This is a genomic window from Ramlibacter sp. (assembly GCF_035554825.1).
In the GTDB taxonomy this organism is placed as follows: Bacteria; Pseudomonadota; Gammaproteobacteria; order Burkholderiales; family Burkholderiaceae_C; genus Ramlibacter.
In genome coordinates, this window is the sequence record NZ_DATMHS010000111.1 from 1 (window position 1) to 21,520 (window position 21,520).

The window sequence follows — 21,520 nt, forward strand, 5'->3', positions numbered from 1 at the left end:
CAGCAGAGCTGCGGCACCCCCGATGTGCCGCTACCATGGCGGGACTTCCCACTTCGCCGGGGCTGCGGCTGCGCGAGCCCCGAACATCCAAAGGAGCGATTCGCCGATGACCGTCCTCACCCGCCGCGCGGCGGCCCTCACCCTGACCCTCGGGCTCGCGTTCGGCGCCGGCACGGCAGTCGCGGCCGACGCCGCGCCGCAGGTCAAGTTCTCCACCTCGGCCGGCGACATCGTGATCGAGGTCTATCCGGACAAGGCACCGAAAACCGTGGAGAACTTCCTGCGCTACGTCAAGGACAAGCACTACGACGGCACGATCTTCCACCGCGTCATCGACAACTTCATGATCCAGGGCGGCGGCTACGACACGCGCTACGCGCAAAAACCCACCCGACCGCCGGTGGCCCACGAAGGCCGCGAGGCGCTCGCCAAGGGCGGGCCGAAGAACGAGCGTGGCACCGTGGCGATGGCGCGCACCAACGATCCGAATTCGGCCAGCGCGCAGTTCTTCATCAACGTCAAGGACAACCCCTTCCTGGACCCGGTGCTGATCCCGCCGGGCGATCCGGTGCCGCGCTTCGAATACCAGGGCCGGGTGTACGAGAACCAGCCGCGCGCGACGTTCGAGAAGGCGCCGCAGTTGTATGGCTACACCGTCTTCGGCCGCGTCGTGAGCGGCATGGAGGTGGTCGACAAGATCAAGGCCATGCCGACCGGACCTGGCGGTCCCTTCCCGGGCGACGTGCCGGCGACGCCGGTCGTGATCAAGTCGGCGGCCCTGCTGAAGTAAGCGCCACCGCAGCCTCCGCATTTCCATATTCCGCATCCAAGGACTTCCATGAACAATCCCAAGGTCGAACTGCACATCGCCGGCTACGGCGTGATCACCCTCGAGCTCGACGAGCAGAAGGCCCCCAAGAGCGTCGCCAACTTCCTCGACTACGTGCGCAAGGGCCACTACGACAACACGATCTTTCATCGCGTGATCCCGGGCTTCATGGTGCAGGGCGGCGGCTTCGAGCCCGGCATGCAGCAAAAGCCAACCGGCGCGCCGGTGGAGAACGAGGCGAACAACGGCCTGAAGAACCAGAACTACACGGTGGCCATGGCCCGCACGCAGGCGCCCCACTCGGCCACCGCCCAGTTCTTCATCAACGTCGCCGACAACGAGTTCCTCAATCACACCGCGCCGAGCGCCCAGGGCTGGGGCTACGCGGTCTTCGGCAAGGTCGTCGGCGGGCAGGATGTCGTCGATCGGATCAAGGCGGTGAAGACCGGGCGCAAGGGCTTCCACGACGACGTGCCGCTGCAGGACGTCGTGATCGAGAAGGCCGTCGCGGTCTGAAGCCCGGCCGTGGAAGGGATGCCCGACCTGCCCAGGTTCGCCGAAGTCGAGGCGCCGGCGACGTGGCGCACGATCGATTTCATCTCCGACCTGCACCTGCAGCCGGCCGAGCCGGGCACCTTCGAAGCGTGGCGGCGCTACATGGGCAAGACCCCCGCCGACGCCGTCTTCATCCTCGGTGACCTGTTCGAGGTCTGGGTCGGCGACGATGCCGCCGCCGCGCCCGGCTTCGCCGCGGAATGTGCGCAGGTCCTGCACTCGACGGCGCGCCGTGCCGCGGTCTACTTCATGCCCGGCAATCGCGACTTCCTGGTCGGCCGGGGCTTCCTGGACAGCTGCGGGACGACGCTGCTGGCCGACCCCGCCGTGCTGCAGTTCGACGGCCGCCGCTGGCTGCTCACGCACGGTGACGCGCTGTGCCTGGCCGACTCCGAGTACATGGGGTTCCGCTCGCAGGTGCGCAACCCGGCCTGGCAGCAGGAATTCCTCGCCAAGCCGCTGGAGAACCGGCAGGCGATCGCGCGCGCCCTGCGCCAGCAGAGCCAGGACCGCAAGCGATCGGGCAGCGACTACCCCGACGTGGACGGTTCCGCGGCGCTGGCGTGGCTGGACGCGGCGCGCGCGCAGACGCTCGTGCACGGGCACACCCACCGGCCCGCCGACCACCTGCTGGGCGCGCGGGGCTGGCGCGCGGTGCTCAGCGACTGGGATGCCGGCGCCGAGCCGCCCCGCCAGCAGGTGCTGCGGCTGACGAGCGCCGGGCTGCAGCGCATCGACCTGTGATCCTGAACTGGTGGCGGCGGCGCACCGCGGCCCCTGCGGTGCCCGACGCGCTGTGGGCGGACGTTCTCGCCCGGTTTCCGTTTCTGGGCGCCCGGCCGCCAGCGGATGTCGCGCGGTTGCGGGCGCTGGCGGGGCAGTTCCTGGCAAGCAAGGAGTTCCACGGCGCCAACGGCTTCGTGATCACGGATGCGGTGGCGCTGGCGATCGCCGCCCAGGCCGTGCTGCCGGTGTTGCACCTGGGGCTGGCCTGGTACGACGATTTCGTCGGCATCGTGGTGCATCCGGGCGAAGTGCTGGCGCGGCGCACGGCCATGGACGACGATGGCATCGTCCATCAGTACGACGAGGTGCTGTCGGGTGAAGCGATGCACCAGGGGCCCGTAATGCTCAGCTGGTCGGACGTCGCGAGCGCCGGCACGGCTGCGGCGGCGGGCTACAACGTCGTGGTCCACGAATTCGTCCACAAGCTCGACATGCGCGACGGCGCGCCGGACGGCTGCCCGCCGCTGCCCAGCGCCGCCGCCCGCCGCCACTGGCGCGAGGTGATGCAGGCCGAGTACGACGCCTTCCGCGAGCGGGTGGTGATCGCGGAACGGTTCGGCGGCGAGCCGACCTGGCTCGACCCCTACGGCGCCGAGTCGATCGGCGAGTTCTTCGCCGTCGCCTGCGAAGGCTACTTCGTCAGCCGAACGCGGTTCGAGCGGGAGTTCCCCGCGCTGCTGCCGCTGTTCGACAGCTTCTTCGGCCCTAGCGCCGCAGCAGCGTCCTGAGCGCGTTCTGCAGGCGCCGCGCCGCGCCCGCGTCGTATGCGGTCGCCAGCACGCGGGCCGCGTCCTGGCCCCAGGTTTGCGCCGGCGCCGGATCGTTGCGGCGGGTCAGCAGCTGCAGCTGCAACAGGCGGCGCGCCGCGAGCTGTTCGGCCGGGGTCGGCGCTTCGGCGGCAATCTCCAGCCGCAGCAGCGCCTCCGCCGCGTCGCCGTTCGCCGGCGCACTCAGCGCCTGCACCCACGACGTACGCACGGCCGGCGTCACCGCCTTGCCGAGTTCCTGACCGCTGGGCACCTGGTCGCCCGAGCGTTGCTCCCACGCCGTCAGCAGCTGGGTGAGGGCCTCGCCATGCGCCTGCGCCGCCAGCTTCTTGAGCGCAAGCTGCGCATGCTCCAGCGCCTCGCGCTGCGCCCGGAAGGCCACGTCGCCGAGCCGGGGACCGCGGTCCTCGGCGGGCCGATCGCCGAACCGGCCGCCGCCGCGCGCGTCGCGCGGGCCGCGCTCGTCCCGACGCTCGCCAGGACGGCCGGCCCCCGGGCCCTTGCGGTCGCCGAACTTGCCGCCGCGCATCGGCGCGGCCGGCTCCGTCTTCTTCATGCCAGGGCGGTCGTCGCCGCGCATGGCGATCACCGGCTTGGGCGTGGGTTTGGGCGTGGGCGGCGGCGCGGCCGCTTCGCCCGCAGCCTCGGCGGGCGCCGCCTCGGCCTGCGCCCCGGATTCGGCTTCGGGCACCGGTGTCGGCGCCCCGGCAGCTTCGGCCGCGGCCGGCACGTCCCGGCCGGCCGCTTCCACCGCCGCGGCGGCCTGAGCCTGGCCGCGCAGCGCCGCTTCCAGGGCGGACATCGCCGCCTTGATCTTCTGGGCATCGCCCGTCGCGTTCGCCGCCTCCAGCGCCTTCGAAGCCTCGAGCACGATCCGGTCGCGATCGCTCAGGGCCGCCGCGGCGCGCTCGCGCTCCTGGGTCTTGCGATTGAACGCCTCGTCGATCGGCTTGCGGAATGCATCCCAGAGCTTCTGCTCGTGCTTGCGATCCAGCGGAATCGTTTGCGCTTCCGCCTGCCAGCGCTGCTGCAGCCCCTTGACGGCGTCGATGCGCAGCGGCGATTCGGCGCCGAGGGCCTTGGCTTCGTCGATCATCGCGTGCCGGCGTTCCAGGCTCTGCTTCTGCATGGCGTCGAGCGGCGCCGATGCCGCGCGGATCGCCTCCTTCCACGCCGGCTGGAGCTCGGCGAACGCCTTTTCGCTCAGGTGCCCGGCCTCGCGCCAGCGGTCCTCGAACTGGTGCAGGATGCGGTTGAAGCCCTTCCAGTCGCCATCGCGGGCGGTCGCGTTCTCGGCCGCCCAGCCCTTGACTTCCTCGATCAGCGCCAGGCGCTGGGCCTTGTGCTCGGCGGCCTCCGATTTCACCTTGTCCAGCCACCCCTCGACCACCTTGTAGGCCTCGTTGCAGGCGTCGTCGAAACGCTTCCACAGCGCGTGGTTGGGCGGCCCGCCCTGGTCGGTCTGCTTCCACTGCTCGCGCAAGGCGCGCAGCTGCTCCTGCATCTTGCGGCCGCCGTAGCGCGGCTTCGGCGGCGCCGGCTCCTCGCCTTCGGCCGGGGCGGCCGGGCGCTCGAACAGCCCCTCGGCTTTCGCCACCAGCTCCTGGCGCAACTGGTCGGCGCGCCAGCGCTGCCAGCCTTCCAGCTCGCCGGCGGCGGCCAGCGCCGCGTGGGCCTGGTTCTCCAGCTTGTCGTCGACCAGCTTGCCGTGCTCCTTGAGCGCATTGCGCAAGGCGGCGGCCGCGCCGGCGCTCGCCTTGCCGTGGCCTTGCGAGATCTCCTGCTCCAGCTTGCCGAGCGCCTCGCGCACCGCGTCGCTGGCCTTGGCCCGCACTTCCGGGTCGACCTTGGGCTTGGCCGGCTTGGCGGCGGCCTCCACCGGCACCCCGCGCGCCACCCGCAGTTCGTCGGCCCACACCGGCACCGGCGGCAGCGGCGCGGCCGGATCCTGGGCGGCGGCCACCGCCTGGGCCACCGCGCTCTGGAACGCGTCCCACACCACCTGCAACTGGGCGCGGGACGACTCCAGCAGCGGCGGGAACTTGCTGTCCACGCTGGGCCAGTTGCCGTCGGCCAGCAGGGCTTGCGCCTGGGCCTGCCAGGCCGGCACGTCGGCCGACAACGATTCGGAAGCCGCCTGCGCGTCCTGCCACGACTTGGTCGACAGCACCTCGATGCGCTGCGCCAGCAGCACGGCGGCCTCGCGCTGCACCTGCACCCGGTGCTGCAGGTCCTCGATCCCCCGGACGCGGTCGGCCAGCTGCGCCTTCAGCCCGGCCAGCGGCTCGCGGCTGAGGGGCGCGCCGGCCTTGGCCGCGTCGCGCTGCCACGCCAGCGCGTCGGCGATATTCAACTTGGGTTGCGTGAGCAGGGCCCTGGCCTTGTCCGACCATTCAGCGGCCATCGCTTCCTGGCCCTTGCTGCGCTTGATCTCGTCGAGCCGCTCGCGCAGCAGCTTGGCGGCGCCCTTGTCGCGGCCACTCAGTTCGCGGAACACCTCCTGCATCTGCTCGGCGGTCGGATGGCGCGCGAGCCATTCGCGCACCCGGGCGGCGCGCTCGCCGGAGGTCGGCGCCGAGAATGCGCCCCCGGTCAGGGCGTCGAGGGCGCGGGTGTCGGTGGATTTCAGGCTGGCTTGGGTCACTGCGGTGTCTTCGGAAAGGTGCGCTCCCCGGATGGGGCAAGACCGCTATTCTCGCCGCGAATGCGCCGGCGCCGAACGAGCCCCGGCCGCAGCCGGCATTTCGGCCGGCGGCCACACGAAAAAGCCCGGCAGGCGGGGCGAACCGTCTGCCGGGCTTGACGGCTGACCGAGATCATTGCCGTCTGGTTGCAGCCTGGGAGATTGAAGTCCCTGGCTGCGCGGAAGCAAGAGATTGCTTCCAGGAGGGGCCGGTCGAGCCACCGAGGTGGTCCTTGCGGCAAACGCCTGATCCCTCAGGCAGGTGCAAGGTACCGCACCCCACCGCAGCTTGCAAGCGCGCGTTTTCAATGGCGCGCCCTGCCCCGATTGCGGCACTTGCCTTGACAAGCCGTGTCGGCCGTGTGCGCCGGTGCGGCCGCGAACACGACAGCGACCCGAACGCCGAAACAATCGATACCGAACCCGGCCCCGGCAGCGCTGGCAAGGCAGGGCCCGGTCGTCCGACACCCGGCGCGCCATCTCTTCCATGCCCGCGCGCTGCCGCCTGCCGTTTCGCGCTTCCAAATTCGCAGCAGTGCGGGAGGTCGGCTGCAGGGCGTCGGCGCCCGCCGACATGCTCTGCCGTGGTTTGCCGACAGAAAAATTGACGCGAAACCTGTAAATTCATGTTCCTTGCGACGTGAATTAGAATAAAAACGTAACTCGATATTCTTGACCGCATATGAAAGCGGCCCATAGAATGCGCCGTCCCTGGCAGACGTACCAGGGTTCTGAACCGCTGCCGAACCCGGCTGAGATCAATTGCTGCGCCAGACCCCCGCGGCATTGACGGCGTACCAATCCAAACGAGGAGCCTGACGGTGTGATGCTGTGAGCAACAGCGTTGCCTGTCCGGCCCCGCGCGTAGAAAGGAAGTGCTATGACAGCGCTAGCAAGAACGATGCAGGGCGTGCGAACCTTCGCCGCCGACGTCGGACAGGGATTCTTCGAAATCACCCACAACGGCTTTGCCCTCGTCGGCCTGGCCACCGTGTTTTGCGTGTTGGCCGTGTCGGCCCGGCCCGACCTGCGCGAGGCTGGCGAGGCCAGGCTCATGAGCTGGCTGCAGGCCCGCCAGATGATGGCTGTCGGCATGCAGGTGGAACTCGATGCGATCGACCGCGCCACGGCGGCCAATCCCCAGGACCTGCCGAAGCAGCAGGCCGCCATTGCCTATTGGCTGAGCAAGAAGTACCGCGTCGCGCCGGAGCCGGTGAGCGCGCTCGTGGCCGAAGCCTACGAGATCGGCGAGCGGGTCAAGCTCGATCCCACCCTGATCCTGGCCGTGATGGCCGTCGAATCCGGCTTCAACCCGTTTGCCCAGAGCCCGGTCGGCGCCCAGGGCCTGATGCAGGTGATGACCAAGGTCCACACCGACAAGTACGAGAACTTCGGCGGCAAGCTGGCCGCCTTCGATCCGGTCAGCAACCTGCGGGTGGGCGTCAAGGTGCTCCAGGAGTGCATCCAGCGGGCCGGCTCGCTGTCCGCCGGGCTGCGCTTCTATGTGGGCGCGGCCAACCTCGACGAGGATGGCGGCTACGCCGACAAGGTGATGGCCGAACACGAACGGCTCAAGCAGGTGGCCGCCGGCCGGTCGGTGCCGGTGAGCCAGCCGCAGACCATTCGCACCGTCGCGCCGGCGCCGGCCGACCTGCCGGCCGCGCCGGCCGACAAGTTGGCCGCCTGGTCGGTCTCCTGACGCCCCGCAGCCGGTCCGCTACACTCCGCACGGTACGCGACTGGCGATAGGCGCGGCGCCCCGGGGGGGCCGCCGGCGCTGACGTGGAGAGGATCGCAGGGCAGCCGCGAAAGCGGCGGACGCCCTGCCACACCACTGGGAAGCGTGCCGCCGGGTCCATGCCCGGCGTTCAGCCGTTCGCCTGGGCAGCCCTTGTCTCGGACAAGGACCATCGTCGCGCAGGACTGCCATGTACCACCGAAACATCCTCATCGAACAGACCGACCCCGAACTGTGGGCCGCGATCCAGGCCGAGAACCGGCGCCAGGAAGAACACATCGAGCTCATCGCCAGCGAGAACTACGCCTCGCCGGCCGTGATGGCGGCCCAGGGCACCCAGCTGACCAATAAATATGCAGAGGGCTATCCGGGCAAGCGCTACTACGGCGGCTGCGAGAACGTCGACGTGGCCGAGCAACTGGCCATCGATCGCGTGAAGCAGCTGTTCGGCGCCGAGGCGGCCAACGTGCAGGCGCACTCCGGCGCCCAGGCCAACGAAGCGGTGTTCCTGGCCTTCCTGAAGCCGGGCGACACGATCATGGGCATGAGCCTGGCCGAGGGCGGGCACCTGACCCACGGCATGGCGCTCAACATGAGCGGCAAGTGGTTCAACGTCGTTTCCTACGGCCTCGATGCACGCGAAGAGATCGACTACGACGCCATGGAGCGCAAGGCCCATGAGCACAAGCCCAAGCTGATCATCGCCGGCGCCTCGGCCTACGCGCTGCGGATCGATTTCGAGCGCTTCGCCCGGGTGGCCAAGGCCGTGGGCGCGATCTTCATGGTCGACATGGCGCACTACGCCGGGCTGGTCGCCGCCGGCGCGTACCCGAACCCGGTGCCGCACGCCGACGTGGTCACCTCCACCACCCACAAGAGCCTGCGCGGCCCGCGCGGCGGCATCATCCTGATGAAGAGCGCCCACGAGAAGGCGATCAACAGCGCCATCTTCCCCGGGCTGCAGGGCGGCCCGCTGATGCACGTGATCGCGGCCAAGGCGGTGGCGTTCAAGGAAGCGCTGGCGCCGGAATTCAAGATCTACCAGCAGCAGGTGGTGAAGAACGCCCAGGTGGTGGCGGAAACGCTGACCCAGCGCGGGCTGCGCATCGTCAGCGGCCGCACCGAGAGCCACGTGATGCTGGTGGACCTGCGCAGCAAGGGCATCACGGGCAAGGAAGCCGAGGCCGTGCTGGGCCAGGCCCACATGACCATCAACAAGAACGCCATCCCGAATGATCCGGAAAAGCCGATGGTGACCAGCGGCGTGCGGATCGGCACCCCGGCGATGACGACGCGCGGCTTCCGCGAGGAAGAAGCCAGGCTCACCGCCAACCTGATCGCCGACGTGCTGGACGCACCGCGCGACGCGGCCAACCTGGCGGCGGTGCGGGAACGGGTGAGCGCCCTGACCCGCCGCTTCCCGGTATACGGCTGACCGGCGGCCATGAAGTGCCCCTTCTGCGGGAAGGACGAGACCCAGGTGGTCGAGACCCGGGTGTCCGAGGACGGGGATTTCATCCGCCGCCGCCGCCAGTGCATGGCATGCGAGCGGCGCTTCACGACGTACGAACGGCCGGACGTCTCGCTGCCGGCGGTGGTCAAGAAGGACGGCCGCCGGATCGACTACGACCGGACCAAGCTCCATGCGTCGATGAAGCTGGCCTTGCGCAAGCGCCCGGTGAGCACCGAGCAGATCGACAGCGCGGTGGAGCGGATCGAGGAAAAGCTGCTGAGCCTGGGGGTGCGCGAGATCCCTTCCACCCGGATCGGCGAACTGGTGATGCGGGAGCTCAAGAAGCTGGACAAGGTCGCCTACGTCCGCTTTGCCAGCGTCTATCGCAGCTTCGAGGACGTCGACGAATTCAAGACGCTGGTGGACGAGGTGCGGCGTTAGCCGGGTTCAGGGGCAGTCGGCCAGCGTGAGCGCGTGCACGCGGGGCCGTCCGGTGGCATTCAGGATGATCTGCCGCGCCGGCACCGAGTCCGCCGAGCGGCGGCACAGGGTCAACGTGCCAGCCTGGAATCCGCCCGTCACGAGCTTGGTCGCCCCGGTCGGCGCGAACGACACGTACTGCGCGACGCTGTAGTTGCCCCACAGGCGCCAATCGGACGGCAGTGCCTGCTGCCGCCTGACGAGTTCTTCGCCGTCTTGGCGGGCGCCGTCGTTGTTGGCGTCGTGGAAGCTGATCCAGCCCTGCTCCCACCCGCCGGTCGCCGCGCAGGACATCCCATCGGCCGATTTGCACAGCACGACCCGGTCCTGCCGCTTGATGGCCTCGCTGCGCGCCAGCTGCAGGCTGGCAAGGAAGGTATTGGAGGCCGAGACCAGCTGCACCTTCTGGGTGTAGGCGTTCCAGGACGGTGCGGCGATGCCGGCCAGCACGACGGCCACCGTCAGCGCCACCAGCAGTTCGACCAGGGTGAAGCCGTGAGCCGATCGCCGGCCGTCTTGCCTGCGCCCCCGCCTCGCGCCCATGGCGTCCATCGGGCGAGCGGCCGGCGTCTCCATGCCGGCACTATAAGCCGAGTACTACTATTTCTCTATATTTGACAGTAATAGTAAACTAACGAATCAACTTCGGATCAGCTTCAGGTGCAACTCCCCGTCGTGGTCTTCTCGACCGACGTGCGGCCGGTGGCGGTCACGCGCAGTGTCCGCTCCTGCCGCCCCGGCTCCGGCGTTGCCCGGCAGAGCGTCAAGGTGGCCGGACTGCCGCCCCCGCTGATCTGCGCGCCGCCGCTCGCCAGGAAGTCGAGGGAGTAGGCGTCGCTGGCCGCGCTGAAGCGGTAGTCGGGCGAGAGCGCCTGCTGGATCTGCAAGACCTCGCCGCTGTCCACCGTGCTGTTGGCGTTGTCGTCGCGCCAGACGATCCAGCCCTGTTGCCAGGTGCCGCTGGTCGCGCAAGCGGTCCCCGTCGCGGACCGGCACATGACCACCGTGCCGTTGCGCTTGATCGCTTCGCTGCGGGCGAACTGTGCGCTGGCCACGAAGCTGTTGGCGTACGCCGCCAGCTTGTTGCCCAGGAAGGCCTCGTTGAAGGATGGGGCCGCGAGCGCGGCCAGGATCGCCAGGATGGTGACCGTCACCATCAGTTCGATCAGCGTGAAGCCACGCTGGGCGCGCCGGCGCGCGCGGGCGGCTGCGGCCAGGGTCGAGCGTCTCGTCATCCGCTTACTTCTGGATGTACCAGTAGACCCGGCTCTTGGGCTGAATCACAGAGGTCATCGACGACGGCAGCTTGCCCTCCAGCGGCGAGTCCTTGCTGCAGCCGATGCAGAACGGGACCGTCTGGCCGTTGTCGAGCGTCACCTGTCCCGCCACCGGTGACGGCGGCAGGCCGTCGCCGGCGACGTCCTCGAAGCGGTTGGCCGTGCCGTTGGCGCTGCCGGCATTGGTGTAGTTGATGTTGTAGACGCGCGTTTCGCCCAGGTTCGAGCGGCACGTCCCCCCGCCCGGCACCGCCGGCTGGTGGGTGCTGAACGTCGTCACGCCGTAGATCGTCACCGCCGAGGTCACCACCTGCTCGGTCGGTGCCAGCGCCAGATACCAGCCCTGTTTGGTGGCCAGCTGTGCCGCCGTGGGCGTGGCGGCGGTGCGGCCGATCGGGTAGAGGGAGTCCAGGCACAGCAGCGCCGCGCCGCAGGTGTTGTTGCCGGGCCAGGTTCCCGTCGTCGTGCCGGTGGCCAGGGCCGGCTTGTCGAAGAACATGAAGAAGTAGTTGGGCACCGCCGCGGCCGCCGCGTAATAGGTGAGCGGCTTCTCGCGATCGCCCGAGCCGATCATGATGCCGTAACCCTCGGGCAGCGCCACGACGCTGGGCGCGAACATGAACTTGCGATTGGCGGTACAGGTGCCGGGCGCGGCGCAGCCCAGCGACGCGATCCTGGTGATCGTCCAGTCGTCCCTGCCGCCCGCGAAATTCAGGCGGTACACGTTGCCGCCCAGGTCGGCCGTGTAGCCGTAGATCACCTGGCCCGAGTCGTTGCGTACCAGCGTCACGTCCGCGATCACGCCCCGGGTGCCTTCGGTGTCGAACGTCTTGATGCGTTCGCCGGTGTCGGCATCCACGACGTAGATGTAGTGGCCCTTCGAGCTGCTGACGCAGTTGTGGTTGGCGCCGCCCGCACTCAGGGCGTCATAGTCCTCGCAGGCGTCGTAGCCGCCGCCGAAGATCATCAGCGGCTTGGTGCCGGACTCGAAGCCGGCGGTGGTGAATGCCTTGAGCGACGACCAGGTCTGGCCCAGGCCGCTGAAGCCGCTGGTGCAGTCGCTGTCGCTGCCGTCGGCGCAGCCGATGCGCCACTTCAGGCTCGGGCTGCCGGGCGAAGTCAGGCTGTTGGTCACGTCGAACGCGTACACGGAACGGCCGCCGCGCCGCATCGACGCATAGATGAAGGTGCTCGACGCGCCCTTGAACGCGGTGATCGGCCCGTCCATGCCATATGGCTTGGGCAGTGCCGCGCTCGGGTCAAGCAGCCCGGTGGCGTAGTTGATCGGAATGACGTTGTCCTTGATCCGCTTGATGCGGCCGTAGAACTCGGGCGGCATGAACGACCACAGTTCCGCGCCCGCCGCCACGCCGCCGATGGCGCTCGCCCGATTGCCGTTGACGGCGCGCAGCGCGCCGTCGTTGGCGCCGTAGAACACCACCACCTGCGGCGCGCTGTCGGTGCCGAAATTCACCGCCACCGGTCGCGAATGCACCACGTCGCCGTGGGCCGACGGCCGCTTCTCGAGCAGTCGGACCGCGTCGACGTCCTCGTCCTGCACGTCCAGGCCAAGCGCCCAGTTGACGATGGCGTCGCGCTCCGTCGTGGTCGCGGCGCCCAGCGCCGTGGCCGAGGCGCTGGTGTTGTCGAAAGCCACCAGCGAACTGCAGCCGCTCATCGAGGCGCCGCAGGTCTTCATGTTCCGGCTCACGTCGGAGCGCAGCATGTACGCCTGCGCCCCCTTCTCCACGATGTTGCCGTCGGGCGAATTGGAGTTCTTGTAGGCATCCGCGCTGCCGCCCGGCGGGAGGCAGAAGGTCGTGCCAGTGGGCCAGCTCATGAACAGCCAGTAGCTGTCCGTGGTCAACGGCGTCCAGAAGCTGCGGGCGCACTCCGAGATAAAGCCTGTCAGGTTGTTGATGGCGCCCGCGTTGGCGGCGTCGAGCAGCTTCAGCGCCGACCCCACCTGCCCGAGCTTGTACTGCTTGAGGTTGCCGGTCCAGCGAGGTTCCGGGCCGGCATTCGGACGGAACATCCCGATGTACACCTGGTTGAGGTACGTGCCCTGGGTATTGACGCTCACCGGCAAGCTGACCGAGGCGAACACGCTGTTGACCGACTGGATCTCGGAAAACACGTTGTTCAGTGCGTTCTCGATGTCGTCGCCCACTGTCGACGATTCACCGTTGATGAAGAAATACTTGCCGGCGCCCTCGCTCGCCATGCTCCGCAACAGCGCGCTGTTGTTCGGATCGCCGCCGTTCATCGCCACGTCGATCGTGTACGTGGAGATGCTGTAGCTCGAGCTCTTCATGAAGCGCGCCCACTCGTTCGAGTAGTTGCTGCTGTCGCCCACCGGCGAGATGGGGATCTGGGTCGTGCTGCCGCCGGCGGCGGTCAGCATGGAACCCGACTGCTCGGTCTCGGACGTGCTGTCCTTGGCGACGTTGCCGCCAGCCGTCGAGTTGCCGATGTAGATGATGAAGTTGCGCTGGCAGCTGTCGGTGATCGGGCTGGTGTAGGTGGTGGCCGCCGCCGAGGCCAGCGCGTTCCCGGGAAGCGCGTAGACGGCATTGGAGGCGGCATTGCCGCTCGCGTTGCCCAGGTAGTCCCGCTTCTTCTTGATGCCGCCGTAGACGGCTCCGGCGGAGAAGTAGCGGTACGCCTCGGCGATGCCCAGCCCCAGCGCCCGGCCGTTCGCCTTGTCGGCATTGTTGTCGAAGCTGGCGATCATGTCCGCGTACACACCGCGGTTGGCCGCGCTCATCGGCCGCAGCGCGGCGCGCACGTAGGCCCCGCCCGGGTTCGGATTGTCGTTGCCGGTTTCCGTGAACATCATCAACCCGACCCGGAACTTGTCGGCCGGCAGGCTCCGGAAGACGGAAGCGAGCGCCGCCTTCTCGGCCGAGAACGCGGTGTTCCAGTTCGCGGAATTGTCCAGGACGATCAGGACGTTCGGCAGTGTCGTCGTCACGGGATTGGGCGCCGCGAACAGATCGATGTCCTCGGCCAGCGCGGGCAACTGCAGCGCCAGGCCGAGAACCGCCGCCAGGACGCCAACCATCTTCTTGCGCATGATCGAATCTCCTCTCATGGACAGGACAACGTTTTCTGGGACTGTGAGAGCAGCACCCGCACACCCTGCCGCACGCGCACCCTGGCCCCCGTGGCGCCGTCGGTCACCGTTGCATCCAGATCCCAGTCGGTGTTCCAGGTGCTGCCCGCCGACATGCCGGGCCCGAGCTCGACGTCGCTCGGGTCGGCGAACGCGGCCCGGGTCGCCCGCACGCAGGTGGGCGTGGCGACGGCGACCGTGTAGTCAGGCCGGTCGTCCTTGTTGATGTCGACGGTCACGGTCTGCGCCGCCGGGGTGGTGGTGAAGTTGGAGCTCACGACCTGCTCCACCACCTGGTTGGCGGCGGCGATGGCTTCGTCGCGCGCCTGCATGTTGCCGACTGCCTTCAGGTTCGAGGAACTGAGCGTGAAGGCGTTGACGACGATCAGCGTGATCAGCACCAGCAGGATCAGGCCGATGATCAGCGTGGCGCCGCGTTGGGCGCTCGCGCGCGGCACGAGCCGGCGGGGAAGCGGCGCGTTCATCATGTCGGAGGGGTTTCCCTGCGGTTCGAGACGTTGATCAGGCGGATCGTCTGGGTGAACAGATGCCGCTTGTAGCCGTCGTTGAAAGGACCGAGCCGCTCGCCACTGGCGCACTGGCTGGCCAGGCAGTAGGTCTTGGCGTCCGTGTAGCCCGGCGTGGTGTTCTCGCTGCGCACGAGCACGAACAGTTTGACGGCAACGGCGTTCATCAGCTCGAAGGCGCTGCAGGGTGACGCGGCGGAGCAGCGCTTGTACAGGTCCGGGATCCCGTCGCCGCGGTTGGTCGGCGAGGTGAGGGTCGTCACGTTGGCCCAGGTGACGGTCGCGGCGGAGCCGCTGGGCAGCACCGGCGCGGCGCCCGCGCCGAGGCCGGCGTCGGTGGGGGCCGGCAGCGTGATGTCGGCGCCGGTCGTGTTGAACACGCTGTCGGTCAGGGTCACGCCAGAGTCGCTGACGTTGTCGATGCCCAATTCCACCTTGAACGCCTCGATGCCTTCGATGAGGGCCTCGGGCGCGCCGAACTGCAGCGCCGTCACGCCGCCCACCGTCTGCCACCCGAACTGCGACCGCATCAGCGTGGGGATGTTGTCGCCGTCCGTGACCGAATAGCGCCGAACGTAATACAGCGTCGACGCGAACTTGCGCTTGTCGGCGTAGGCCGCCGTGGCGCAGTCGGCAGCGCGCACCCGGTGCGGGAACAAGGTGTTGACGTTGGCGGCGTCGTATTGCTCGAAGGCATAGGGCGGCGTCGGCATCGTGGCGCCGCACTGCGGGAGCTGCAGGTAGAGCTCGTTGGCGGCCAGGGCCGGGCAGCCGTCCACGCCCGGGACGCAGGTTTCGGCATGCCGCACGATGAGGACGTCGGTGTTCCCCTTGGGATTGACCACCCGGTTGGCGCAGACCGGCACCGTCGGCGAAGGCACCGTGGCGGGAATCTCGTAGCTCTGCACCGCGATGCCCAGCAGATTGGTCTTGTGCTGCGCCAGGACCTGCGGATCGGGGTCGGCCGCCAGCGCGGCCCAGTTGGCGCACGGGTCCGGCACCGCGGTCACGACCGGCGCACCGGCCGGATAGTCGCGGGGCACGTCCGGCGCCGCGCCCTGGAAAGTGAGGTCGTCGAACAGCGGCAGGAATCCGGCCCAGAAGCCGGCATGCGAGACCTCCGATTCCAGCAACTGGATCGAAAAGCGGCCGTTCTCGATCACGCGGTTGCTCTTCGCCATCTCGCCGTTGTTGCGGTTGACGTTGATCAGCAGCGTCAGCAGCGCCAGCACGATGAAGAGCCCGAGCACGATCGAGATCAGCAGCTCCACGAGCGTGAAGCCGCGCTGGCGCCGGTCGTGCGCCTTCAGGGTGGAATGCGGGACGGACTTCATAGCAGGTTGGCAATCCGCACGAGGGTGGTGACGGTGCGGCGGCAGCGATCGCCGCTGCACGGCGCGCCGGCCGGGCCGTTGTATTGGTCGGCGCCGCAGGCGACAGAAGCCGGCGGCGCCGTGAGGGGCGTCAAGCCCTGCCAGGCCACGGTGACCATGATGTCGCCGCCCACGCTCTGGACGCAGCCACGGCCGCCGACCATGGCGCCGGCGTTGTTGCTGCCAAGTACCTCGCCCGCCCCCTGCAGTCCCTGGCACCACTCCTTCAGGTCACGCTGGGCGGCGGTCCCGGTCGCCGTCGGACAGGCCATGCCAGCGCCCACGGGCGAGGTCGGGGCCACCAGGTAGGCCCCGGAGACCGCCGCCGTTCGATTGACGGCGATGCGATTGGCCATGTCGTTCAACAGCAGCAATGCCTGGCTGCGTTGATAGGATTCCAGGTCCGACATCTGCAGCCGCATCTGCAGGCCGGCCATGCCGAGCAGGCCGAAGGCGATGACGACGAGCGTCACCAGCACCTCGATCATGGTGGCGCCGCGTTCGGCGATTCGCCGGGCGCCCATCGTCCTCACCACTTGTCCGCGGGCGCCTTCACGCCCTCGCTGTTGAAGGTGAGCGTGCCGTCGCCGTCCTGGGTGCCCAGCGGGCTGAAGGTCACGGTGAAGGCCGGCACTGTGCTCTCTCCCACGGTGACGTCGTATTCGTACCTGCTGCTCAGGTCGACCGGCAGGTTGTAGCCGCTGGCCGTGAGCTGGGCTTTCGTCGCGTACGCCCTGTTGGCGAGCAGGAACTGCTGCTGGCGATTGGCGATGTCCAGCATCTGCGCCTGGGCCGCGCGCCGGTTGGTCTTCGCGATGTGGGCGCGGTAGGACGGCAGCGCGACGGCCGCGAGCAGCGCCACGATCGCGCACGTGATCATCAGCTCGATCAACGTGAATCCGCGTTGCCTGGACGTTCCCATGCCTTCTCCTCTTGCCTTGTCTGGTCGAGGCGGACCTTAATCCACCCCGGCCGCCGCGGGCCGGCACAGCCGACGACCGGTTGCCCCCGAGTGCCAAATGGTCGGGGTTGCCGCTCGATGCCGCAGAATAGGCACCCGATGGATCCGCACGACACTTTCATGCAGCAGGCGCTGGCCTTGGCCGCCCGGGCCATCGGGCTGTCCGAGCCCAACCCGCGCGTGGGCTGCGTGCTGGTGTCGGCCGACGGCCAGCGGGTGATCGGCCAGGGCCACACCCAGGCGGCCGGCCAGGCGCACGCGGAGGTGATGGCGTTGCTGGACGCCACGGCGCGGGGCGAATCCGTGACGGGTGCCACCGCCTACGTGAGCCTGGAGCCGTGCTCGCACCACGGCCGCACGCCCCCCTGCTGCGACGCCCTGATCGCCGCCGGCATCGGCCGCCTGGTCGCCGCGCTGCAGGATCCCAATCCGCTGGTCGGCGGCCAGGGCTTCGCCCGCCTGCGCGCGGCGGGCATCGACGTGATCGTCGGGCCTGGGGCCGATGCCTCCCGGGAGCTCAATATCGGCTTCTTCAGCCGGATGGTGCGGGCCACGCCGTGGGTGCGCATCAAGATTGCGGCCTCGCTGGATGGCAGGACCGCGCTGGAGAACGGCGCCAGCCAATGGATCACGTCCGCGCAGGCACGCCAGGACGGGCACCGCTGGCGGGCCCGCGCGGGGGCGGTGCTCACGGGCATCGGCACGGTGCGCGATGACAACCCCCGGCTGGACGTGCGCGAGGTGGCCACCGCGCGCCAGCCCGAGGCCGTGCTGGTGGACAGTCGGCTGGAGACGCCCCTGGACGCCAACATCTTCGTGCCGGGCCGGCGCCTGTCGATCTACGCCGCGGTCGCCGACCCCGAGCGGCAGCAGGCGTTGGAGGCCAGGGGCGCGACGGTGCGCCACATGCCGGGGCCGGGCGGCAAGGTGGACCTGGCCGGGATGCTGCGCGACCTGGCCGCGCGCGGCACCAACGAACTGCACGTGGAGGCCGGCCACAAGCTGAACGGCTCGCTCCTGCGCGAAGGGCTCGCGGACGAACTGCTGGTGTACCTGGCGCCCAAACTGCTGGGGCTGGGACGCGAGATGGCGCATTTCGGGCCGCTCACGGAGCTGGCCGGCGCCGTGCCGCTGGAGTTCCGCTCCTGCGAACGCGTGGGGCCCGACGTCCGGCTGCTGGCGAGGGTGTCCGGACGCGATCGGTTCGGGCCCCACGACCGTCCCTGACGCGGCCTTTCCATTCCCTGCGAAAATAGCCGGATGTTCACCGGAATCATTACCGGCGTCGGGCGCATCGCCGCCGTCGACGACCTCGCCAGCACAGGTGCCGCCGATCCGGCCGGCGCTGCACGCTTCGGCAAGCGGCTGTCGGTGGAGGCGCCGGCCGGCTACCTCGACGACGTCGGCCTGGGCGACAGCATCGCCCTCAACGGCGCCTGCATGACCGTGACGGACGTCGACCCGCAGCAGCGGCGGTTCTCGGTGGAGATTTCGGCCGAATCCCTCGACAAGACCGCGGGCCTGGCCGAACCGGGCCGGATCAACCTCGAAAAGGCCCTGCGGGCGCAGGAGCGGCTGGGCGGCCACATCGTCTCGGGCCATGTGGACGGCGTCGGCCGGGTCACGCGCTTCGAGCCCGTCGGCGAGAGCTTCGAGCTGCGCCTGATCGCACCGGCGGCCCTGGGCAAGTACCTGGCGTACAAGGGCTCGATCACCGTCAACGGCGTGAGCCTCACGGTCAACACGATCGCGGACCTGCAGGACGGCACCGAAGTCAGCATCAACCTGATTCCGCACACGGTGCAGAACACGGCGCTGGCCGGGTTGCGCGCCGGCAGCCGGGTCAACCTCGAAATCGACCTCATCGCGCGGTATGTCGAGCGCATGCTCACCGCGCCATCAACGAAGGCCAGCGCATGAACGCTCCCGAACCTCTTGCCGGCGTGGCCATCTCCTCGGTCGACGAGATCGTGGCCGACATCCGGGCCGGCCGCATGGTCATCCTGGTGGACGAGGAAGATCGCGAGAACGAAGGCGACCTGGTGCTGGCGGCCGAGCACGTCACGCCCGAGGCGATCAACTTCATGGCCCGCTTCGGCCGCGGCCTGATCTGCCTCACGCTCACCCGCGACCACTGCGAGCGCCTGCGGCTGCCGCCGATGGTGATGCGCAACGGCGCCAAGCATTCGACGGCGTTCACCGTCTCGATCGAAGCGGCCGAAGGCGTGACCACTGGCATCTCCGCGGCCGACCGGGCCCGCACCGTCGAGGCCGCCGTGGCCAGGAACGCCAAGGCCGAGGATCTGGTGCAGCCCGGCCACATCTTTCCGCTGCAGGCGGTGGACGGCGGCGTGCTGATGCGCGCCGGCCACACCGAGGCCGGCTGCGACCTGGCGGCCCTGGCGGGCCTCACGCCGGCGGCTGTGATCTGCGAAATCATGAAGGACGACGGCACGATGGCGCGGCTGCCGGACCTGCAGCTGTTCGCCGCCGAGCACGGCCTGAAGATCGGCACCATCGCCGACCTCATTCATTACCGCAGCCGCAACGAATCGCTGGTCGAAAAGATCGGCACCCGGCCGCTGCGCACCGCGCACGGCGAATTCACCGCCCACGCGTGGCAGGACAAGCCGAGCCACGGCCTGCACCTGGCGCTGGTGATGGGCCAGTGGACGGCAGACGACGTCGTGCCGGTACGGGTGCACGAGCCGCTGTCGGTGCTGGACGTGCTCGAAACCAACCGCTCGATGCACTCCTGGAACCTCGACGCGAGCCTGCAGCACATCGCCGCCGAAGGCCGCGGCATCGTCGTGCTGCTCAATTGCGGCGAGGACGCGCAGCAGTTGCTGGCGCAATTCGAAGGCCGCGCGAAGGCGGCGCACGCGCCGGAACGCGGTCGCATGGACCTGCGCACCTACGGCGTGGGCGCGCAGATCCTGCGCGAGTGCGGCGTCCACCGGATGAAATTGCTGGGCACGCCGCGGCGGCTGCCCAGCATGGCGGGCTACGGGCTGGAAATCGCCGGCTACGTCGCCCCCACCCAAGTTACCTGAAAGAACCACATGTTTGGCGCAGACAAGGGCCGCTCGGGCAAGCTCGAGGGCCAGGGCCTCTCCATCGGCATCGTCCAGGCCCGTTTCAACGAAGGCATCACGGAGGCGTTGGCGCAGGCCTGCGTCACCGAACTCGCAGCGCTGGGCGTTGCGCAGGACCGCATCGACCATGTCCGGGTTCCCGGCGCGCTGGAGGTGCCGGTCGTGCTGCAGGCGATGGCGGAACGAGGCGGCTACGACGCCTTGATCGCCCTCGGCTGCGTGATCCGCGGCGAGACCTACCACTTCGAGCTGGTGGCCAACGAATCGGCGGCGGGCGTGAGCCGGGTCGCCCTCGACTACCGGCTGCCGATCGCCAACGCGATCCTCACCACCGAGAACCTGGACCAGGCGGTGGCGCGGCAGACCGAGAAGGGCCGCGACGCGGCCCGGGTCGCCGTGGAAATGTGCAACCTGCTGGACGAGATCGAATGACCGAAGAGTCCGACGATTCCACGCCGCGCCCGGCCCGCGGCAGCCGCACCGGCCTGAAGGCCACCGGCACCCGCAAGGCCGCCGCCAAGTCCGCCCGCAGCCGCTCGCGCGAATTCGCCGTGCAGGCGCTCTATCAGCACCTGGTCGGCCGCAACGACGCGGCCTCGATCGATGCGTTCACCCGCGGCCTGGCCGGCTTCCACAAGGCCGACGCGGTGCACTACGACGCGCTGCTGCACGGGTGCGTCGAACAGGCGGGCGAACTCGATGCCCTGATCGTGCCGCTGCTGGACCGCAAGCTCGAGGAGATCTCCCCGATCGAACACGCGGTGATGTGGATCGGCGCCTACGAATTCATGCACTGCGCCGACGTCCCCTGGCGCGTGGTGCTCAACGAGTGCATCGAACTGGCCAAGGAGTTCGGCGGCACCGACGGCCACAAGTACGTGAACGCGGTGCTCAACGGCCTGGCGCCGCGGCTGCGCGGCGCCGAAGTCGAGGCCGACAAGGCCAGCGGAAAGGCAAGATGATGCGAGTCTCGACGCGGGCCCAGCGCATCGAACCCTTCTACGTGATGGAGGTCGCGAAAGCGGCGGCGCAGCTCGCGCGCGAAGTCGCCCGCAGCGACCAGCCGATGATCTTCCTGAACATCGGCGAGCCGGATTTCACCGCGCCGCCACTGGTGCAGGAAGCCGCGGCCCGCGCGATCCGCGACGGCGTGACCCAGTACACCCAGGCCACCGGGCTCGAGCAGCTGCGCGAGCGCATCAGCGAGTGGTACGCGCAGCGCTTCGGCGTGCAGGTGGCCGCGCGCCGCATCGTCATCACCGCCGGCGCGTCCGCGGCGCTGCAGCTCGCCTGCCTGGCGCTGATCGAGGCCGGCGACGAGATCCTGATGCCCGACCCGAGCTACCCCTGCAATCGGCACTTCGTCAGCGCGGCCGACGGGCAGGCGGTGATGGTGCCCACGACCGCCGCCGAGCGCTTCCAGCTCAGCGCCGGGAAGGTGCAGGCCAACTGGGGGCCGAAGACGCGCGGCGTGCTGCTCGCGTCGCCGTCCAATCCCACCGGCACCTCCATCGATCCCGACGAACTGAAGCGCATCCACGATTTCGTGCGCAGCCGCGACGGCATCACGCTGCTCGACGAAATCTACCTGGGCCTGAGCCACGACCGGGCCTTCGGCCGCACCGGCCTGGCGCTGGACGACCAGGTGATCAGCATCAACAGCTTCTCGAAGTACTTCAACATGACCGGCTGGCGGCTCGGCTGGATGGTGGTGCCCGAAGCGCTGGTGCCGGTGATCGAGCGGCTGGCGCAGAACCTGTTCATCTGCCCGAGCACCGTGGCGCAGCATGCGGCGCTGGCCTGCTTCGAGCCGGAGAGCATCGCGGAATACGAGCGGCGGCGCGCCGGCTTCCAGGCCCGCCGCGACTGGTTCATCCCCCA

Annotated in this window: 21 protein-coding genes; 13 read left to right on the forward strand and 8 right to left on the reverse strand. The window is 69.2% G+C overall.

Annotation, left to right across the window (positions count from 1 at the left end):
* The first annotated feature begins 106 nt into the window (after positions 1 to 106).
* From VNT59_RS14020 to VNT59_RS14035, 4 genes are read left to right on the forward strand one after another with little or no spacing between them, the layout of a single operon-like run.
* Positions 107 to 790 (forward strand): peptidylprolyl isomerase, encoded by a 684-nt coding sequence (locus VNT59_RS14020; protein WP_325499083.1) that lies wholly within the window; start codon positions 107 to 109, stop codon positions 788 to 790.
* 48 nt (positions 791 to 838) lie between these two features.
* Positions 839 to 1,345 (forward strand): peptidylprolyl isomerase, encoded by a 507-nt coding sequence (locus tag VNT59_RS14025; RefSeq protein WP_325499085.1) that lies wholly within the window; start codon positions 839 to 841, stop codon positions 1,343 to 1,345.
* 18 nt (positions 1,346 to 1,363) lie between these two features.
* Positions 1,364 to 2,128: a UDP-2,3-diacylglucosamine diphosphatase gene (locus VNT59_RS14030; RefSeq protein WP_325499119.1), complete on the forward strand. Its 765-nt coding sequence runs from the start codon at positions 1,364 to 1,366 to the stop codon at positions 2,126 to 2,128.
* Entirely contained in the window at positions 2,128 to 2,898 is a 771-nt protein-coding gene (locus VNT59_RS14035) for a M90 family metallopeptidase (RefSeq protein ID WP_325499121.1), read from the forward strand. The genes VNT59_RS14030 and VNT59_RS14035 overlap by 1 nt, the downstream gene beginning before the upstream one ends.
* On the opposite strand, the gene VNT59_RS14040 is transcribed toward VNT59_RS14035, so the two are convergent.
* Complete coding sequence (locus VNT59_RS14040) at positions 2,876 to 5,581, reverse strand: DUF349 domain-containing protein (protein WP_325499086.1); 2,706 nt, start codon at positions 5,579 to 5,581, stop codon at positions 2,876 to 2,878. The genes VNT59_RS14035 and VNT59_RS14040 overlap by 23 nt on opposite strands.
* A gap of 919 nt (positions 5,582 to 6,500) precedes the next feature.
* Here VNT59_RS14040 and VNT59_RS14045 point away from each other — a divergent pair.
* The 3 genes from VNT59_RS14045 to nrdR all read left to right on the forward strand — a co-directional run bounded on the left by VNT59_RS14045 (position 6,501) and on the right by nrdR (position 9,252).
* Positions 6,501 to 7,319 (forward strand): lytic transglycosylase domain-containing protein, encoded by an 819-nt coding sequence (locus tag VNT59_RS14045; protein ID WP_325499087.1) that lies wholly within the window; start codon positions 6,501 to 6,503, stop codon positions 7,317 to 7,319.
* 229 nt (positions 7,320 to 7,548) lie between these two features.
* Complete coding sequence (gene glyA, locus VNT59_RS14050; protein WP_325499089.1) at positions 7,549 to 8,793, forward strand: serine hydroxymethyltransferase; 1,245 nt, start codon at positions 7,549 to 7,551, stop codon at positions 8,791 to 8,793.
* Between the two features lie 9 nt (positions 8,794 to 8,802).
* A complete protein-coding gene (gene nrdR / locus VNT59_RS14055; protein WP_325499091.1) occupies positions 8,803 to 9,252 on the forward strand; it encodes a transcriptional regulator NrdR in 450 nt (149 codons plus the stop codon).
* A 6-nt stretch (positions 9,253 to 9,258) separates the two neighbouring features.
* On the opposite strand, the gene VNT59_RS14060 is transcribed toward nrdR, so the two are convergent.
* The 7 genes from VNT59_RS14060 to VNT59_RS14090 form a co-directional block, all read right to left on the reverse strand.
* A complete protein-coding gene (locus VNT59_RS14060) occupies positions 9,259 to 9,867 on the reverse strand; it encodes a GspH/FimT family pseudopilin (protein WP_325499093.1) in 609 nt (202 codons plus the stop codon).
* A gap of 80 nt (positions 9,868 to 9,947) precedes the next feature.
* Positions 9,948 to 10,526 (reverse strand): GspH/FimT family pseudopilin, encoded by a 579-nt coding sequence (locus VNT59_RS14065; RefSeq protein ID WP_325499095.1) that lies wholly within the window; start codon positions 10,524 to 10,526, stop codon positions 9,948 to 9,950.
* Positions 10,527 to 10,530: 4 nt separating this feature from the next.
* Positions 10,531 to 13,644 (reverse strand): pilus assembly protein, encoded by a 3,114-nt coding sequence (locus tag VNT59_RS14070; protein WP_325499097.1) that lies wholly within the window; start codon positions 13,642 to 13,644, stop codon positions 10,531 to 10,533.
* A 14-nt stretch (positions 13,645 to 13,658) separates the two neighbouring features.
* On the reverse strand, positions 13,659 to 14,171 hold the full coding sequence (locus tag VNT59_RS14075; RefSeq protein WP_325499099.1) for a PilX N-terminal domain-containing pilus assembly protein: 513 nt from the start codon (positions 14,169 to 14,171) through the stop codon (positions 13,659 to 13,661).
* Entirely contained in the window at positions 14,168 to 15,544 is a 1,377-nt protein-coding gene (locus VNT59_RS14080; RefSeq protein ID WP_325499101.1) for a PilW family protein, read from the reverse strand. Before VNT59_RS14080 ends, VNT59_RS14075 begins: the two co-directional genes overlap by 4 nt.
* Positions 15,541 to 16,071, reverse strand: a complete 531-nt coding sequence (gene pilV / locus VNT59_RS14085) for a type IV pilus modification protein PilV (RefSeq protein ID WP_325499103.1) — start codon at positions 16,069 to 16,071, stop codon at positions 15,541 to 15,543. The genes VNT59_RS14080 and pilV overlap by 4 nt, the downstream gene beginning before the upstream one ends.
* Before the next feature lie 41 nt (positions 16,072 to 16,112).
* Positions 16,113 to 16,505, reverse strand: coding sequence for a type IV pilin protein (locus VNT59_RS14090; protein WP_325499105.1), 393 nt, complete (start codon positions 16,503 to 16,505; stop codon positions 16,113 to 16,115).
* A 138-nt stretch (positions 16,506 to 16,643) separates the two neighbouring features.
* Here VNT59_RS14090 and ribD point away from each other — a divergent pair, with 138 nt between their 5' ends.
* From ribD to VNT59_RS14120, 6 genes are all read left to right on the forward strand, one after another.
* Positions 16,644 to 17,771, forward strand: coding sequence for a bifunctional diaminohydroxyphosphoribosylaminopyrimidine deaminase/5-amino-6-(5-phosphoribosylamino)uracil reductase RibD (gene ribD, locus VNT59_RS14095; RefSeq protein WP_325499107.1), 1,128 nt, complete (start codon positions 16,644 to 16,646; stop codon positions 17,769 to 17,771).
* 33 nt (positions 17,772 to 17,804) lie between these two features.
* On the forward strand, positions 17,805 to 18,464 hold the full coding sequence (locus VNT59_RS14100) for a riboflavin synthase (RefSeq protein ID WP_325499109.1): 660 nt from the start codon (positions 17,805 to 17,807) through the stop codon (positions 18,462 to 18,464).
* A complete protein-coding gene (gene ribBA, locus VNT59_RS14105; RefSeq protein ID WP_325499111.1) occupies positions 18,461 to 19,597 on the forward strand; it encodes a bifunctional 3,4-dihydroxy-2-butanone-4-phosphate synthase/GTP cyclohydrolase II in 1,137 nt (378 codons plus the stop codon). Before VNT59_RS14100 ends, ribBA begins: the two co-directional genes overlap by 4 nt.
* Positions 19,598 to 19,606: 9 nt before the next feature.
* Positions 19,607 to 20,071, forward strand: coding sequence for a 6,7-dimethyl-8-ribityllumazine synthase (ribH, locus tag VNT59_RS14110; RefSeq protein ID WP_325499113.1), 465 nt, complete (start codon positions 19,607 to 19,609; stop codon positions 20,069 to 20,071).
* The gene (nusB, locus tag VNT59_RS14115; protein ID WP_325499115.1) at positions 20,068 to 20,601 is read left to right on the forward strand and encodes a transcription antitermination factor NusB; all 534 of its coding nucleotides are present in this window, start codon (positions 20,068 to 20,070) and stop codon (positions 20,599 to 20,601) included. The genes ribH and nusB overlap by 4 nt, the downstream gene beginning before the upstream one ends.
* Positions 20,601 to 21,520: pyridoxal phosphate-dependent aminotransferase (locus VNT59_RS14120; protein ID WP_325499117.1), on the forward strand; the 920-nt coding region annotated here is incomplete at its 3' end. The genes nusB and VNT59_RS14120, both read left to right, overlap by 1 nt.